This window comes from Hydrobacter penzbergensis, from assembly GCF_900106985.1.
GTDB lineage: Bacteria > Bacteroidota > Bacteroidia > Chitinophagales > Chitinophagaceae > Sediminibacterium > Sediminibacterium magnilacihabitans.
Genome location: NZ_FNNO01000001.1, coordinates 185,081 through 198,071, shown reverse-complemented (window position 1 = coordinate 198,071; position 12,991 = coordinate 185,081). Strand labels below are relative to the sequence as shown.

Sequence of the window (12,991 nt, the reverse complement as noted above, 5' to 3'; positions counted from 1 at the left end):
ACCAAGCATGAAAAAGAATACAATAACCGGAACGCTCCTTATAGCTATTGTACTGGTAGCAAGCAGTTGTTCCAAGAAGTTCGAAGAATATGCAGTCAATCCCAACCAGCCTGTGTCTGTACCTGCCTACCTGTTGTTAAGGCAGGTAGAAAATGACATCGTAGAATTTCCCGCAGGCGATGCTGATAAATTTTGCCAGTATACATTGTCTACTTACACTTATTATGGCCTTAACGAATATTGGAGTGGTGGTGCAAGCTTAAATTATGGTACCCTGCGTAATGTGATAGCCATGGAAAAAGAGGCCGCAAAGGCATCCGGAGATAATAATCCGTACAGCGCCCTGGCTAAATTTTTCAAGGCCTATTTTTTCGTGAAGATGAGTCTGAAAGTAGGCGACATCCCCATGAGCGATGCATTAAAGGGATTGGATAATCCCAAACCGAAATATGATACACAGAAAGACGTTTTCAAACAGTCTTTGCAATTGCTTGAGGATGCCAATACACAACTGGCAAGTCTGATTGCAGCATCTAATACCTCTTTATTGGGTGATTTCTACTACCAGGAGCGTATCAGTGGCGCCAAGGATCCGCTGACGGCTTTAAAGCAGTGGCAGAAAGTAGTCAATACATTTAAACTCCGTGTGCTCATCGAACTGAGCAAGAGAGCGGATGACGCTGACCTGAATGTAAAGCAGAAGTTCGCAGATGTATTGTCGAACCCTGCCAAGTATCCTATTATGAACGATCTCACCGATAACCTTGAGTATGTTTATAACGATGCTTTCAACCAATACCCCAACAACAAGAACAACTATGGTAACGATGCATTGAGGTTGTGTGTGGCAGCAACATGGTTGAATACGTTGGCCGGACTGAAAGATTTGAGAGCGATGAAAGTAGCTGAACCTGCACGCGGTCTGGGTTATTCTGATACATCCTACCAGTCATTTGTAGGTGGAAGCAATGGTGCGCCTACCAGTAACCTGGGTGGTGATGTGGTAGCGTTCAGGATATCCGCTATTGGCCGTAAAAGGTATTACGACGGATTCAAAGGTGAGAACACTTTTATCATCGGCTTCCCGGAAATGTGTTTCAATATTGCTGAAGCCATTAACCGTGGCTGGGTAACAGGCGATGCCAACAGTTGGTATCAGAAAGGTGTAAAAGCCATGTTCGCTTTTTATGGTGTGAACGACGGAGCCAATACTGTTAGCTTCTTAAAAACAACAGCACCTGGCGTATATGTGGATTATAATATTACCTTTAATTACAGCGACTATTTTGCCCAACCCGCAGTAAGTTATGCAGGTAATAATGCAACAGGGCTCAACCAAATCCTGATCCAGCGTTACCTGTCATTGGCCCGTAACTCAGGAATGGAAGCTTATTACCAGTGGCGCAGAACAGGGGTACCGGTTTTTGCTACCGGTTCAGGCGTAGGTAACGGAGGGGTGATTCCGATAAGATACCAGTACCCGGCTTCTGAATTGTCTACCAATAAAGACAATTATACTGCGGCTGTACAGAGCCAGTACAATGGTAATGACAATATCAATGCAGCCATGTGGCTGATCAAATAGATGATTTGTTCTAAAAGAATATAGTTTTCAGATTGTAAAGGTGATGTCTGTAAAGGCATCGCCTTTATTTTAAACATTCATTGTTATGACGCAACAGGAGGTAACCCAGATCGTAAAAGAAATCCTTGCGCTCTATGAGCAATATGGAGATGCCGATTACATAGGCGAGCCGGTGTCGCAACTGGAGCATATGTGCCAATGCGCGCAACTGGCGGAAGAAGAGGGCTATGACAATGAAGTGATCCTGGCCGCATTCATGCACGATATAGGGCATCTCTGCGGTAACCTGTTGTCTGCCGCAGAGATGAACGGATTCGGCATTGTAGACCACGAGAAATTGGGCGAAGTATACATCAGGAGCAAAGGGTTCTCTGAAAAAGTAGCCAAACTGGTAGGGTCGCATGTGGCATCCAAAAGATACCTTACTTTTAAATATCCCGAATACTACGCAAAATTATCACCGGCCAGTAAAGAAACGCTGGTGATGCAGGGAGGTACGATGACAGTGGAAGAAGCGGAAGCATTTGAGCAGGAAGAACTGTTTCACCTGTATGTAACCCTTCGCAGGTGGGACGAAGAAGCTAAAAGAGAAAACGTTCCATTGGTTTCCCTGCAACATTATGAACGTATAATGGAAGAACACTTATTAAAACAATAGAGATCAAGAGATGAATACAGCATTGGTAGTTTTTGATATCGCCGGTACAACGGTATTGGACAAAGGAAACATAAACGAAGCATTCCGCATGGCTTTTGCCGCATCGGGCATTGAAGTGGATGCACCAGCCATCAACAAAGTGATGGGTTATCGTAAGATAGAAGCTGTGGAGATTATCCTCGACCAGTTTGCACCTGGCAGGAAAGTAACAGAGCCCGAACTGATAGCTGCTATTCACGATGTGTTTACGCAGAACATGGTTCGTTTCTATGAAAACGACGACACACTGCAGCCATTGCCTCATGTAATGGAGACATTTGAATGGCTGCAATCAAAAGGTATTAAGATAACGCTCGATACCGGATTCACACGCATCATCACAGATACCATATTGAAGAAACTGAATTGGGACAAGCATCCGCACATAAATGCCGTGATTTGCAGCGATGAAGTGCCACAAGGCAGACCCCATCCTTATATGATTCAAAGCCTGATGCAACAAACGGGCATTACCGATCCGGCACGTGTAGTGAAAGTGGGAGATACGGAAGTGGATATCCAGGAAGGACGGAATGCAAACTGCGGGCTCGTAGTGGCTGTTACTACCGGCGCTTACGCACGCGAGGCATTGATGCCTTATAAGCCCGACTATATCATCGATTCTATGCAGGAACTGGTTGCTAAAATTCAATAGGTATTGGAAACGAAACGAAAAAAGTGGGTTGCCCTGTATGCAGCTGTTATAACCTTCCTCACTTATGCTGCTGTATATGCGTTCAGAAAGCCTTTTACAGTAGGCACGTTTGAACATGAAAAGAATGTGCTGGGCTTGCATTATAAAGATGCCCTGGTCATTTGCCAGGTGCTGGGTTATATGGCCAGTAAGTTTTATGGAATTCGCTTTATAGCAGAGCTTAAAAGAATAGGCAGGGGCAAAACCATATTATTGCTGGTTGGTATTTCATGGCTGGCCTTGCTTTTGTTTGCCTTGCTGCCGGCTCCTTTTAATATTGTATGTCTTTTCCTGAATGGATTTCCATTGGGTATGATATGGGGCATTGTGTTTTCTTTTGTGGAAGGAAGAAAAACCACAGACTTCATAGGCGCTTCCCTGGCGGTAAGTTTTATTTTTTCTTCAGGCCTGGTTAAAACCATTGCCAAATGGCTGATGGTCTATGGAAATATAAACGAATACTGGATACCTTTTGTAACGGGATTGTTGTTTATGTTACCCATGATACTGTTGGTTTTCCTGCTGGAAAAAATACCACCGCCTTCTGCCGATGATACCAATAGCAGGGTAGCGCGTTTGCCCATGAATAAAGAAGAGCGAAAACAGTTTTTCAACCAGTTTAAAACAGGACTGGTGCTGCTCATCATCGTTTATGTGTTTCTTACCATTTTCCGGGATATACGCGACAATTTCGCAGCCGATATGTGGCAGGAACTGGGTTTCGGCAACCAACCCGAAGTGTTTACCACCACAGAAGTACCTACTACCATATTGGTATTGGTATTGATCAGCTGCATGATGCTGATTCAAAACAACAGGCGTGCTTTTGTACTTACGCATCTGATTGTGGTACTGGGCTTTTTCATGGCCGGAGCCAGCTCCCTGTTGTTCGTTACCAACCATCTCTCGCCTTTCGTGTGGATGACCCTGACCGGTCTTGGGTTATATATAGGTTATATTCCGTTCAACTGCATCTTATTTGACCGGATGATCGCTAGTTTTAAGTGTGCAGGTAACGTAGGCTTTCTGATGTACCTGGCCGATTCATTCGGTTATATGGGAAGTGTGGGAGTGATCATGTTAAAAGCAGTTTTCAACCTGAAACTAAAATGGACTGCCATTTACAGCAACGGGGTAGTGGTACTGTCGGTGATGGGTATCGCACTTACTTTGCTGGCATTGGCTTATTTCAATAAAAAATATCAAACCATCGTGAACGAGCATGAGTAATAAGACAGCCATTGTTGTGGGAGCGGGAATAGTTGGACTGGCAACGGCACGCGCACTCTCATTGAAAGGATACAAAGTAACATTAGTAGAAAGAACGCAGAAAGCTGTGGGGGCTTCCATTCGCAATTTCGGAATGCTGTGGCCGGTGGGACAACCCGAGGGTACACTATACAAACGGGCAGTACGTAGCAGGGAAATATGGAAAGAAGTGGCCGACAGTATCGGACTCTGGTATGAAGATGCCGGAAGCCTGCACCTGGCACACCATGCAGATGAATGGGTTGTATTGCAGGAATTGTATGATACGTTCAAAGCATCAGGCAGGCCGGTTGAATTGTTGGATACGGATGCGATTATGCGACGTTTCAAAGGAGTGAATGGGAACGGATTACAGGGCGGCTTGTTCAGTGCTACAGAGACCATTGTAGATCCGCGTGAAGCCATCGCTTCCATCCCTGCTTATCTTGAAGAATACCTGGATGTGGAATTTATTTGGGGAAAGCAGGTGAATGCAATTACCCCAGGGAAAGTATATATAGAAGGGCAAATATTAGAGTCAGACCTTGTTTTTATATGCAGTGGCGCAGATTTTGAAACCCTTTTCCCTGAAGCATTTTCAGCATTGCCGATTACCAAATGCAAATTGCAGATGATGCGTTTCGTGCCGGGAAGCCCTCAATGGCGTATGGGTACTTCTTTGTGCGGAGGTCTGTCACTGATCCATTACAACAGCTTCAAAGTAGCTCCTTCACTCGGATTGCTCAGGAAAAGGTATGAGACAGAGATGTCGGAATACGTGGCAAATGGAATACATGTGATGATCTCTCAAAACGACAAAGGAGAATTGACAGTGGGTGATTCTCACGAATATGGTCATACCTTCGATCCGTTCGACAGGGCACATATCAACGAAATGATCATACATTATCTCAAATTATTTGCAGTATGCGATGATTGGAAATTGATACAGACCTGGAATGGCATATATCCGAAAATGACGAACGGACAAACCGATGTTTTCCTGAACCCCATGCAAGGTGTATATATCATGAATGGATTGGGGGGTGCAGGAATGACTTTGTCTTTCGGTTTCGCAGAAGAAATGATCGCAACATTATAAACCAGTAATATGAAAAAGATAGTATGGGTATTGACTGTGCTTTGTATTTCGAGTTGTATTAAGGCCCAATCATTGCAAACCCTGGAAGCAGGGCGGGTAGGGCTTCCCAACGGATGGAGCCTTACGCCGGCAGGTAAAAGCCTGCCTGTGGGCGACCTGCCGTTGAACATCGCTGTAAGCGCATCGAAAAAATTAATGGCAATAACCAATAACGGACAAAGCACCCAGACTTTGCAGTTGATCGATGTGCAGCAAGGTAAAGTGCTGGACAATATCACGGTACCCAAATTGTGGGTGGGTTTGAAATTCAGCGCTGATGAAAAATGCTTATATGCATCCGGCGGTAACGATAACTGGATACTGAAATATGCCATCCGCCAACAAAAACTGGTGTTGCAAGACAGTATCATCCTGGGCGCTAAATGGCCCAATAAAATATCACCTGCCGGCATCGATATCGATGACCAATTGCTTTATGTCGTAACCAAAGATAACAACTCGCTGTATGTGATCGATCTTCAATCGAAGAAAGTCATACAAGAGTTGAAGCTTCCCGGAGAAGCCTATACCTGTTTGTTATCACACGATAAAACCAAGCTCTATATTTCCTGCTGGGGTTGTGGCAAATTACTGACCTATCATACCGGCTCTCGTCAATTGATTGCAGCAATCAATGTGGGCAGTAACCCGAACGATATCTGTCTTTCCAAAAACGACAAGTACCTCTATGTAGCCAACGCCAACGACAACAGCGTATCAGTAATCGATACCAGGAACCACAAAATATTGGAAACGCTGAATGCCGCTTTATGCCCCGATGCGCCCAATGGTTCTACTACCAATGGAGTAGCGTTGAGTCCGGATGAAAAAACATTGTACATCGCCAATGCAGACAATAACTGTTTGTCTGTTTTCGATGTATCAACGCCCGGTAGCAGTCATTCAAAAGGTTTTATACCGGTGGGCTGGTATCCTTCCTGTGTAAGAACCATTGGCAAAAATATATGGGTTACTAACGGAAAAGGATTCACTTCCATGGCCAATCCGTATGGTCCCAACCCGGTGAACAAAAAAGTGCATTTAAGTTTTCAAAAAGGTGATCCCAATAAACCGGCAGAAGTACAATACATCGGCGGGCTCTTCAAAGGAACCCTCAGCATTATTCCGGTTCCCGATGCAAAACAGTTAAGCATTTACTCACAGGTGGTATATCGCAATACACCTTATACCAAAGAAAAGGAAAAGATAAGCGAAGGCGTGGAAGGCAACCCCATACCCAGAAGAGTAGGAGATGCGTCGCCTATTAAATATGTATTCTACATCATCAAAGAAAACAGGACTTACGACCAGGTATTGGGCGATATGCCGGAAGGCAATGGCGATACCAGTCTTTGTTTGTTTGGAGAAAAAGTAACGCCCAACCTGCATGCATTGTCAAGGGAATTTGTATTGCTCGATAATTTTTATGTTGATGGTGAAGTGAGTGCCGATGGTCATAACTGGAGCATGGGCGCTTATGCTACCGATTACCTGGAAAAAACATGGGTAACCAGTTATGGCGGCAGAGGCGGTGATTACGATGCGGAAGGCAACAGGGCCATTGCCAATAACAAAAAAGGGTTTATCTGGGATCATTGCAAAAGAGCGGGCGTAAGCTATCGTACCTACGGTGAATTTGCAGATGATTACAAGCCCAATATACCGGTGTTGAAAGATCATTTCTGTCCGTATTATACCAGTTGGGACCAGCGCGTACGTGATACCACACGGGTAGGTCAGTGGAAAAGGGAATTCGATTCGCTGGTGGCCAACCATGCGCTGCCACAGCTAAGCACGCTTCGCATCATCAATGACCATACAGAAGGATTGAGCAAAGGACGACCTACGCCTTTTGCCCATGTTGCCGATAACGACCTGGCCATAGGTATGTTCATCGAGTACCTCAGCAAAAGCCCCGTGTGGAAAGAGTCCGCCGTTTTTGTTCTGGAAGACGATGCTCAAGATGGCCCCGATCATGTGGATGCACACAGAAGTACTGCCTATGTGATGGGCGGATTTGTAAAAAGACATTTTGTAGATCATACCATGTATTCCACTTCTTCGATGCTGCGCACCATTGAACTGATTTTAGGTATTCCGCCCATGAGCCAGTACGATGCTGCCGCAACACCTATGTGGCGTTGTTTCTCGGCAACGCCCGATCTCACACCTTTCGCAGCAAAACCCTTGCAGACAGATATCAATGAAAAAAACGAAGTGGTCAATGCATGGCAGAAGAAAAGCGAGACTTTTGATTTCACCAAAGAAGACCGGGCGCCCGACAGGGAGTTCACAGAAGTGATCTGGAAAGCAGTGAAAGGAGAACATGCTATTGTGCCGGCACCAAGAAGGGCTTCATTCTTCAAGCCGAATCCCCGGGCGGTAGACAATGATTAGATCCAACGGGGAGGTTGAGTAGGAGCGGTATCATTATTATCCGCAGCAGATTGGTGAATTGCATTCACCTGCCCATCAATGCGGGCGTCTTTATCAATAACAAGCGGAGACGCGCTGATGTTGCCGATGATGTTAGCACTGTTCATCATCTTCGCTTCCCCGCTGATCATAATTTCTCCCTGGATCTGTCCGTACACAACCAGTCGCGCTGCATGCACATTTCCAACAATGGATCCTGTATTTCCCAGGTAAACCAGTGCACCGGCTTTCACTTCGCCATAGATAGTTCCATACACATACAATGGAACAGATACATCAATGCCACCATGCACCACGGCGCCTTTGGGAATACAACAGATCCCATTTTTACGTATCAAAGAAAGGAGCTTCAGCACATGTTAAGCTTTAAAGTCGAGGTTCGTTACGTTTTCTGAAAAGAAAGACAACGCAGAAAATGCATTTCCAAGGTCAATGCCTGCACAACGGTTGGGATAATTATCCGACAACCGCAATGAATTATACAGGTAACCAACACTGGCAACCCGTTCCGGTTGTGCCACTACTTCAATGGGCATGAGGTCTTTGAATTCATCTTCAACAAGCTGAACCAGTTCTGCGTAATGAGCGCCGCCACCCAATATGTATATTTTTTCGCAGAGCTCCAGGTCGCGGTCGGTGAAATAAGCCCGCATGGAAGGAGATACCACTTTTTGATAGTATTGCTGCAGCAGTTCTTTACGTGTTTCGGTAATATCAACCCGCCTACGGTTGGCAAAGATGGACCCTTTCATAAACACATCATCCAACTGGTGCTCATTTTTGAGTTCGAGGTAATACTTCTTATTCAACTCCTGCGTAAGGTTGTGAATGGCATAACGTAAGCCATGCGTACTGAAAGCAGTTCGGTGGACGAGGCTGGCATCTGAAACCATAATACCTTCCAACGTTCCAAAACCAAAACTGAGTACCATGAAATTTTGCGGAACAGGATTGGTTACGATGTGCTTCAATCCTATGATACCGCCCACGATCTCCGGGATGACTTCAAACTTCTCAATATCAAACACCTCCCGCTTCACTTGTCCTTTTACGTTGAAAGTGTGCGAATCATACTCTACCATGAAATGCCTTTTAGAAAGGTATTGCTCGGCCATCTGCTTGAATGCATGGTAGGTGGAAAACGGGAAGCCGATGGTAACCGTTATGGGTTGCTGTAACCGTGGCGCAAGATTAACCAGGGCAGCGCGGAAGAGAATGTCGAAATCTTCTTCCGCCGGCGTGGCATTCGTAACGCGCGAAGGGTTAATGCCATTGTGCCTGGCGAGATTGCCTACCATATACCAGGCATTGTCTTTCTTTACTTTGATACCGTTCAGCAGGTCTTTGGCGGTATTTTCCATATTACCGAATGCGGTCTCAAAAACACTAGGGAAGTGCAGTGTAACGACGTTCATGGACAAAATAGTTAGGTTCCCAGCAATTTACTAAGTTTCGCTGCATTTCCCATAGTCCGGATAGACTTAATAGAAAGTTATTAATGAAAAAGGGTTAGGTTTGGCGCATGAAGTATTCGCAACAGGCAGGGCTGGTAGCTGCTGTTTTATTGATCGTCGTGTGTTTTTTCCCCTGGACTTATATAGCCAGCCGGCAAATTACCATTACAGGTTTATCTGCTGTAGGCACCAATTTCGGTAAACCCGGACTGTTCAATATTGTCATATCGGCAATCGCTGCGTTCCTGTTTGTGATACCCCGTTTATGGGCCAAACGAACCAATGTGTTTGTCTGCGCCATCAACCTGGCCTGGTCTATCCGTAATTACATTATTCTGTCAACCTGCCTGCTGGGTGAGTGCCCTGAAAAGAGAGCGGGATTATATTTATTGGTGGTGCTGGCCATTGCCACGCAATTAATGGCTCTTTTTCCAAAGCTAGAAGTAAAACAACAGTGAGTTGTGATGATCAGCGATGGAGTATCACTTGCCTGATGGCATTCGCTACTTTCTCTGCCCAAACAGCGTGTTCTTTTGCTGAATAATGCAACTGGTCCGCGGCCAATAAACTGGTGTCGCTTTTTGCTTTTCTGCTGCCGGCAGTAATGTCAATATACTGTACATGGAATTGCGCCGCCGCTTTTGTGCATACAGCATTGAAATGATCAATCTCTGTCGAGATCAGCTCCCTGTCACGGTTTGATGCAAAAGGCGTAACGCCCCAATCGGGAATAGATAGCAGCATTACACGTTCGTCGTGGCCGCCGGTCAGGTGTTTCGCTTTTTTCAGCAGGAAGCCCAGGTCGTTTTCAAAATCTTCGGCGGGAAGTCCGCGGTACTGGTTATTGACGCCTATGAGCAGGCTAACAAAATCATATTGCTCGAGCAGCTTTGTATGCAAGATGTGTTCGGCCAGTTCTCCGCTGGTCCATCCGGTTTGGGCTATTATTTCAGGTGCACTGAAATGCAAGCCGGCCTTGCGCAACAACTGCACTGCCTGGTAAGGAAATGATTCATGCAGGGGAACCGATTCGCCAATGGTGTAAGAATCGCCGAGTGCCAGGTAAGAGAAATGATGCTTGGTCATAGCAGCAGCATTGTGTGAACTAAAGATACGCTTAAAATTGAATTTTGTCGATCGGCGCAGATTGATAACCAACTGATAGCGACGTTGCAGAAAATAGTCAATTAAAATGATCTCTTAAGATCGTGTAAAAGCGGTACACGTCTTCAAAGCTGCAATACAATGGCGCAGGCGCTACGCGTATAACGCCTGGTTCGCGGTAATCTACCGTAATGCCGTTGTCGATCATACGCTGGTGAATTTCTTTTCCCTTCTCCCTGAAAAAGAGAGACAGTTGTGCTCCGCGGCTGTTGACATCTGCAGGAGTGAGTATCTCAAAATTCAGTTGGGGTAATTGATGCAGGAGGTATTCGAGGTAAGCAGTGAGGCGGATGCTTTTGGTACGTAACCGGTCCATTCCCGCTTCGTCAAACAATTCCAACGAAGCTTTCAGTGCAACCGTATTGAATACCTGCGCCGTGCTGATATTCCATCCGCCTGCATCCTGCTTGGGTATGAAACCTTTTTCCATTTTGAAGCGTGTCTTTTCATCATTTCCCCACCAACCACCCAAACGGGGTGTATGGATATTTTGTGCGTGTTTTTCATGGATATAAGCGCCGCCTACTGCACCCGGACCTGCATTGAGATACTTATAACTGCACCACGCTGCAAAATCAACGCCCCATGTGTGTAATTGCATAGGCACATTGCCTGCTACATGTGCCAGGTCGAAGCCCGCAACAGCACCGGCAGCGTGTGCGGCGGCGGTAATGGCGGGCAGATCGAGTAACTGACCGGTATAATAATGGATGCCGCCAAAGAGTACCATCGCCAGTTCGGCGCCGGTGTTGTGGATGGTCTGAACAATATCATCAGTGCGCAATGTTTTTTCGCCTTCCCTCGGATTGATTTCAATGATCGCATCAGTAGGATCAAGATTGAAATGACGCACCAATGTTTCTATTGCATATTGATCGGATGGAAAAGCGCCTGCTTCCATGATGATCTTGTACCTTCTTGCAGTAGGGCGGTAAAAACTCAGCATCAATAAATGCAGATTAACAGTGAGTGTATTCATGACAGTCACTTCGTTTTCATGACAACCCATCAGTCTTACCAGTGAAGATTGCACATAATGCTGGTAATACAACCAGGGATTGGGACCGCTGAAATAGCCGCCCACAGCCATTTTCCGCCAGGTGTCCAGTTCGGTCTGCATAGCTGCTGCTACATTTTTGGGTTGCAAACCCAATGAATTACCGCAGAAATAAATCACGTCCCTGTCCTGGTGCCGGGGAAAATGAAATGCCTGTTTGAAATGTTGTAAAGGATCTTGCTGGTCAGCCTGGCGGGCGAATTCCGGGGTGAGGTCGAAAGTATCGGGCATACCATTGCGCGTTTCAACGAAAATAAACCATTACTGACAGGATTGGGTATACAAGGAGTTGGTTTTTTACTTAATATTATCGTTCGGAAATTTCCCCAACCCCCCAATGCTATGAGAAAAATAAACCTGGCAATATGCTTTGCCTTGTTATGTTTTGCTGTTGATACTTATGCGCAATCAACAGAAATCCCCATTTTTCAATCAGGTACCGAAGGATATAAAAGCTTTCGCATACCGGCCATCGTTCGTTTGAAGGATGGAATATTGCTTGCTTTCTGCGAAGGAAGGATCAATAACGCAGCAGACTACGGCAATGTAGATGTCGTAATGAAAAGAAGCACCGATGATGGCAAAAGCTGGTCGCCACTCAGTGTCATTGCAGACAACGGATCTTTCCAGATAGGTGGCCCGGCGCCGGTAGTAGATATGAGTGATCCGGTTTATCCTAATGGCAGGGTCTTTCTTTTTATGAACACCGGCAATGCCAGTGAAAAAGAAATCAAAGAAGGCAAGGGGATCAAACAATGCATTTATAAAACATCGGTCGATGATGGACTTACCTGGTCAAGGCCGGTGAAGATCACTGCACAGGTGCACAGGCCCAACAAGCCGGATGTAGATACGGCATATCACTTTAAAGAAGACTGGCGTTATTATGCCAATACACCCGGACATGCCATGCAGTTTACAGAAGGACCTTACAAAGGGCGCATCTTTGTCCCGGCCAATCATACTGCGGGTTCGCCAGGCAAAGACGGTAACGAATACTTTGCGCACGGTTACTATACAGATGATCACGGCAAAACTTTTCAATTGGGTAACAGCCTGCGGTTGCCTGGCAGCAATGAATCGATGGCAGCAGAACTGGCCGGAGGAAAATTGATGATGAACAGCCGCAACCAAAAAGGAGATGTTCGCGAACGGATTGTTTCTGTCAGCAGTGATGGGGGTGCTTCCTGGGATACCACGTATTTCGATCCCAACCTGCCCGATCCTGTTTGTGAAGCGAGCCTGCTCAACATCGGCAGGTATAAAGGAAAAAATGTGCTGGCATTCTGCAATCCGGCTGATACCAAAGAAAGAAATAACCTGCTACTGCGCATCAGTTATGACGAAGGGCATAGCTGGGCTAAAAGTTTCCTGGTAGACAAAAAAGAGGATGCCCCTCATGATGCTTATACAGCTTATTCAGACCTGGTAAAACTCAACAGGAATGAAGTAGGGGTGATGTATGAGAAGAACAATTACCGCAGCATTGTTTTCAAAGTGATCAATTGGAAGTAA

At 45.7% G+C, this 12,991-nt stretch carries 12 protein-coding genes; 8 read left to right on the top strand and 4 right to left on the bottom strand.

The window, feature by feature from the left end:
* Positions 1 to 7: 7 nt before the first annotated feature.
* From BLU98_RS00965 to BLU98_RS00940, 6 genes are all read left to right on the top strand, one after another.
* Positions 8 to 1,585, top strand: a complete 1,578-nt coding sequence (locus BLU98_RS00965; protein WP_092721374.1) for a SusD/RagB family nutrient-binding outer membrane lipoprotein — start codon at positions 8 to 10, stop codon at positions 1,583 to 1,585.
* An 85-nt stretch (positions 1,586 to 1,670) separates the two neighbouring features.
* Entirely contained in the window at positions 1,671 to 2,243 is a 573-nt protein-coding gene (locus BLU98_RS00960; RefSeq protein ID WP_092721373.1) for an HD domain-containing protein, read from the top strand.
* A gap of 10 nt (positions 2,244 to 2,253) precedes the next feature.
* Positions 2,254 to 2,937: an HAD family hydrolase gene (locus BLU98_RS00955; protein ID WP_092721372.1), complete on the top strand. Its 684-nt coding sequence runs from the start codon at positions 2,254 to 2,256 to the stop codon at positions 2,935 to 2,937.
* Between the two features lie 3 nt (positions 2,938 to 2,940).
* Positions 2,941 to 4,206: a DUF5690 family protein gene (locus BLU98_RS00950; RefSeq protein WP_092721371.1), complete on the top strand. Its 1,266-nt coding sequence runs from the start codon at positions 2,941 to 2,943 to the stop codon at positions 4,204 to 4,206.
* A complete protein-coding gene (locus BLU98_RS00945; protein ID WP_092721370.1) occupies positions 4,199 to 5,326 on the top strand; it encodes a TIGR03364 family FAD-dependent oxidoreductase in 1,128 nt (375 codons plus the stop codon). The genes BLU98_RS00950 and BLU98_RS00945 overlap by 8 nt, the downstream gene beginning before the upstream one ends.
* 9 nt (positions 5,327 to 5,335) lie before the next feature.
* The gene (locus tag BLU98_RS00940; protein ID WP_092721369.1) at positions 5,336 to 7,762 is read left to right on the top strand and encodes a bifunctional YncE family protein/alkaline phosphatase family protein; all 2,427 of its coding nucleotides are present in this window, start codon (positions 5,336 to 5,338) and stop codon (positions 7,760 to 7,762) included.
* Here BLU98_RS00940 and BLU98_RS00935 read toward each other — a convergent pair.
* A complete protein-coding gene (locus BLU98_RS00935; RefSeq protein WP_092721368.1) occupies positions 7,759 to 8,157 on the bottom strand; it encodes a bactofilin family protein in 399 nt (132 codons plus the stop codon). The genes BLU98_RS00940 and BLU98_RS00935 overlap by 4 nt on opposite strands.
* Before the next feature lie 3 nt (positions 8,158 to 8,160).
* Positions 8,161 to 9,216, bottom strand: coding sequence for a ParM/StbA family protein (locus BLU98_RS00930; protein WP_092721367.1), 1,056 nt, complete (start codon positions 9,214 to 9,216; stop codon positions 8,161 to 8,163).
* A gap of 107 nt (positions 9,217 to 9,323) precedes the next feature.
* Between BLU98_RS00930 and BLU98_RS00925 the strand changes: the two genes are divergently transcribed.
* Positions 9,324 to 9,713 carry a hypothetical protein gene (locus BLU98_RS00925; RefSeq protein WP_092721366.1) on the top strand — a complete coding sequence of 130 codons (390 nt, stop codon included), beginning with the start codon at positions 9,324 to 9,326 and terminating at the stop codon, positions 9,711 to 9,713.
* Positions 9,714 to 9,723: 10 nt separating this feature from the next.
* Here BLU98_RS00925 and BLU98_RS00920 read toward each other — a convergent pair whose 3' ends face one another.
* The gene (locus tag BLU98_RS00920; protein ID WP_092721365.1) at positions 9,724 to 10,341 is read right to left on the bottom strand and encodes an SGNH/GDSL hydrolase family protein; all 618 of its coding nucleotides are present in this window, start codon (positions 10,339 to 10,341) and stop codon (positions 9,724 to 9,726) included.
* Between the two features lie 97 nt (positions 10,342 to 10,438).
* Positions 10,439 to 11,707 carry a kynureninase gene (gene kynU / locus BLU98_RS00915; RefSeq protein WP_092721364.1) on the bottom strand — a complete coding sequence of 423 codons (1,269 nt, stop codon included), beginning with the start codon at positions 11,705 to 11,707 and terminating at the stop codon, positions 10,439 to 10,441.
* A 111-nt stretch (positions 11,708 to 11,818) separates the two neighbouring features.
* Between kynU and BLU98_RS00910 the strand changes: the two genes are divergently transcribed.
* The gene (locus tag BLU98_RS00910; RefSeq protein ID WP_092721363.1) at positions 11,819 to 12,991 is read left to right on the top strand and encodes a sialidase family protein; all 1,173 of its coding nucleotides are present in this window, start codon (positions 11,819 to 11,821) and stop codon (positions 12,989 to 12,991) included.

Excerpts from the sequence above, each read along its gene's own strand:
- BLU98_RS00955 (WP_092721372.1), top strand. The coding sequence starts at position 2,254 with ATGAATACAGCATTGGTAGTTTTTGATATCGCCGGTACAACGGTATTG.
- BLU98_RS00965 (WP_092721374.1), top strand. The coding sequence starts at position 8 with ATGAAAAAGAATACAATAACCGGAACGCTCCTTATAGCTATTGTACTG.
- BLU98_RS00945 (WP_092721370.1), top strand. The coding sequence starts at position 4,199 with ATGAGTAATAAGACAGCCATTGTTGTGGGAGCGGGAATAGTTGGACTG.
- BLU98_RS00940 (WP_092721369.1), top strand. The coding sequence starts at position 5,336 with ATGAAAAAGATAGTATGGGTATTGACTGTGCTTTGTATTTCGAGTTGT.
- BLU98_RS00930 (WP_092721367.1), bottom strand. The coding sequence starts at position 9,216 with ATGAACGTCGTTACACTGCACTTCCCTAGTGTTTTTGAGACCGCATTC.
- kynU (WP_092721364.1), bottom strand. The coding sequence starts at position 11,707 with ATGCCCGATACTTTCGACCTCACCCCGGAATTCGCCCGCCAGGCTGAC.
- BLU98_RS00920 (WP_092721365.1), bottom strand. The coding sequence starts at position 10,341 with ATGACCAAGCATCATTTCTCTTACCTGGCACTCGGCGATTCTTACACC.
- BLU98_RS00960 (WP_092721373.1), top strand. The coding sequence starts at position 1,671 with ATGACGCAACAGGAGGTAACCCAGATCGTAAAAGAAATCCTTGCGCTC.
- BLU98_RS00910 (WP_092721363.1), top strand. The coding sequence starts at position 11,819 with ATGAGAAAAATAAACCTGGCAATATGCTTTGCCTTGTTATGTTTTGCT.
- BLU98_RS00925 (WP_092721366.1), top strand. The coding sequence starts at position 9,324 with ATGAAGTATTCGCAACAGGCAGGGCTGGTAGCTGCTGTTTTATTGATC.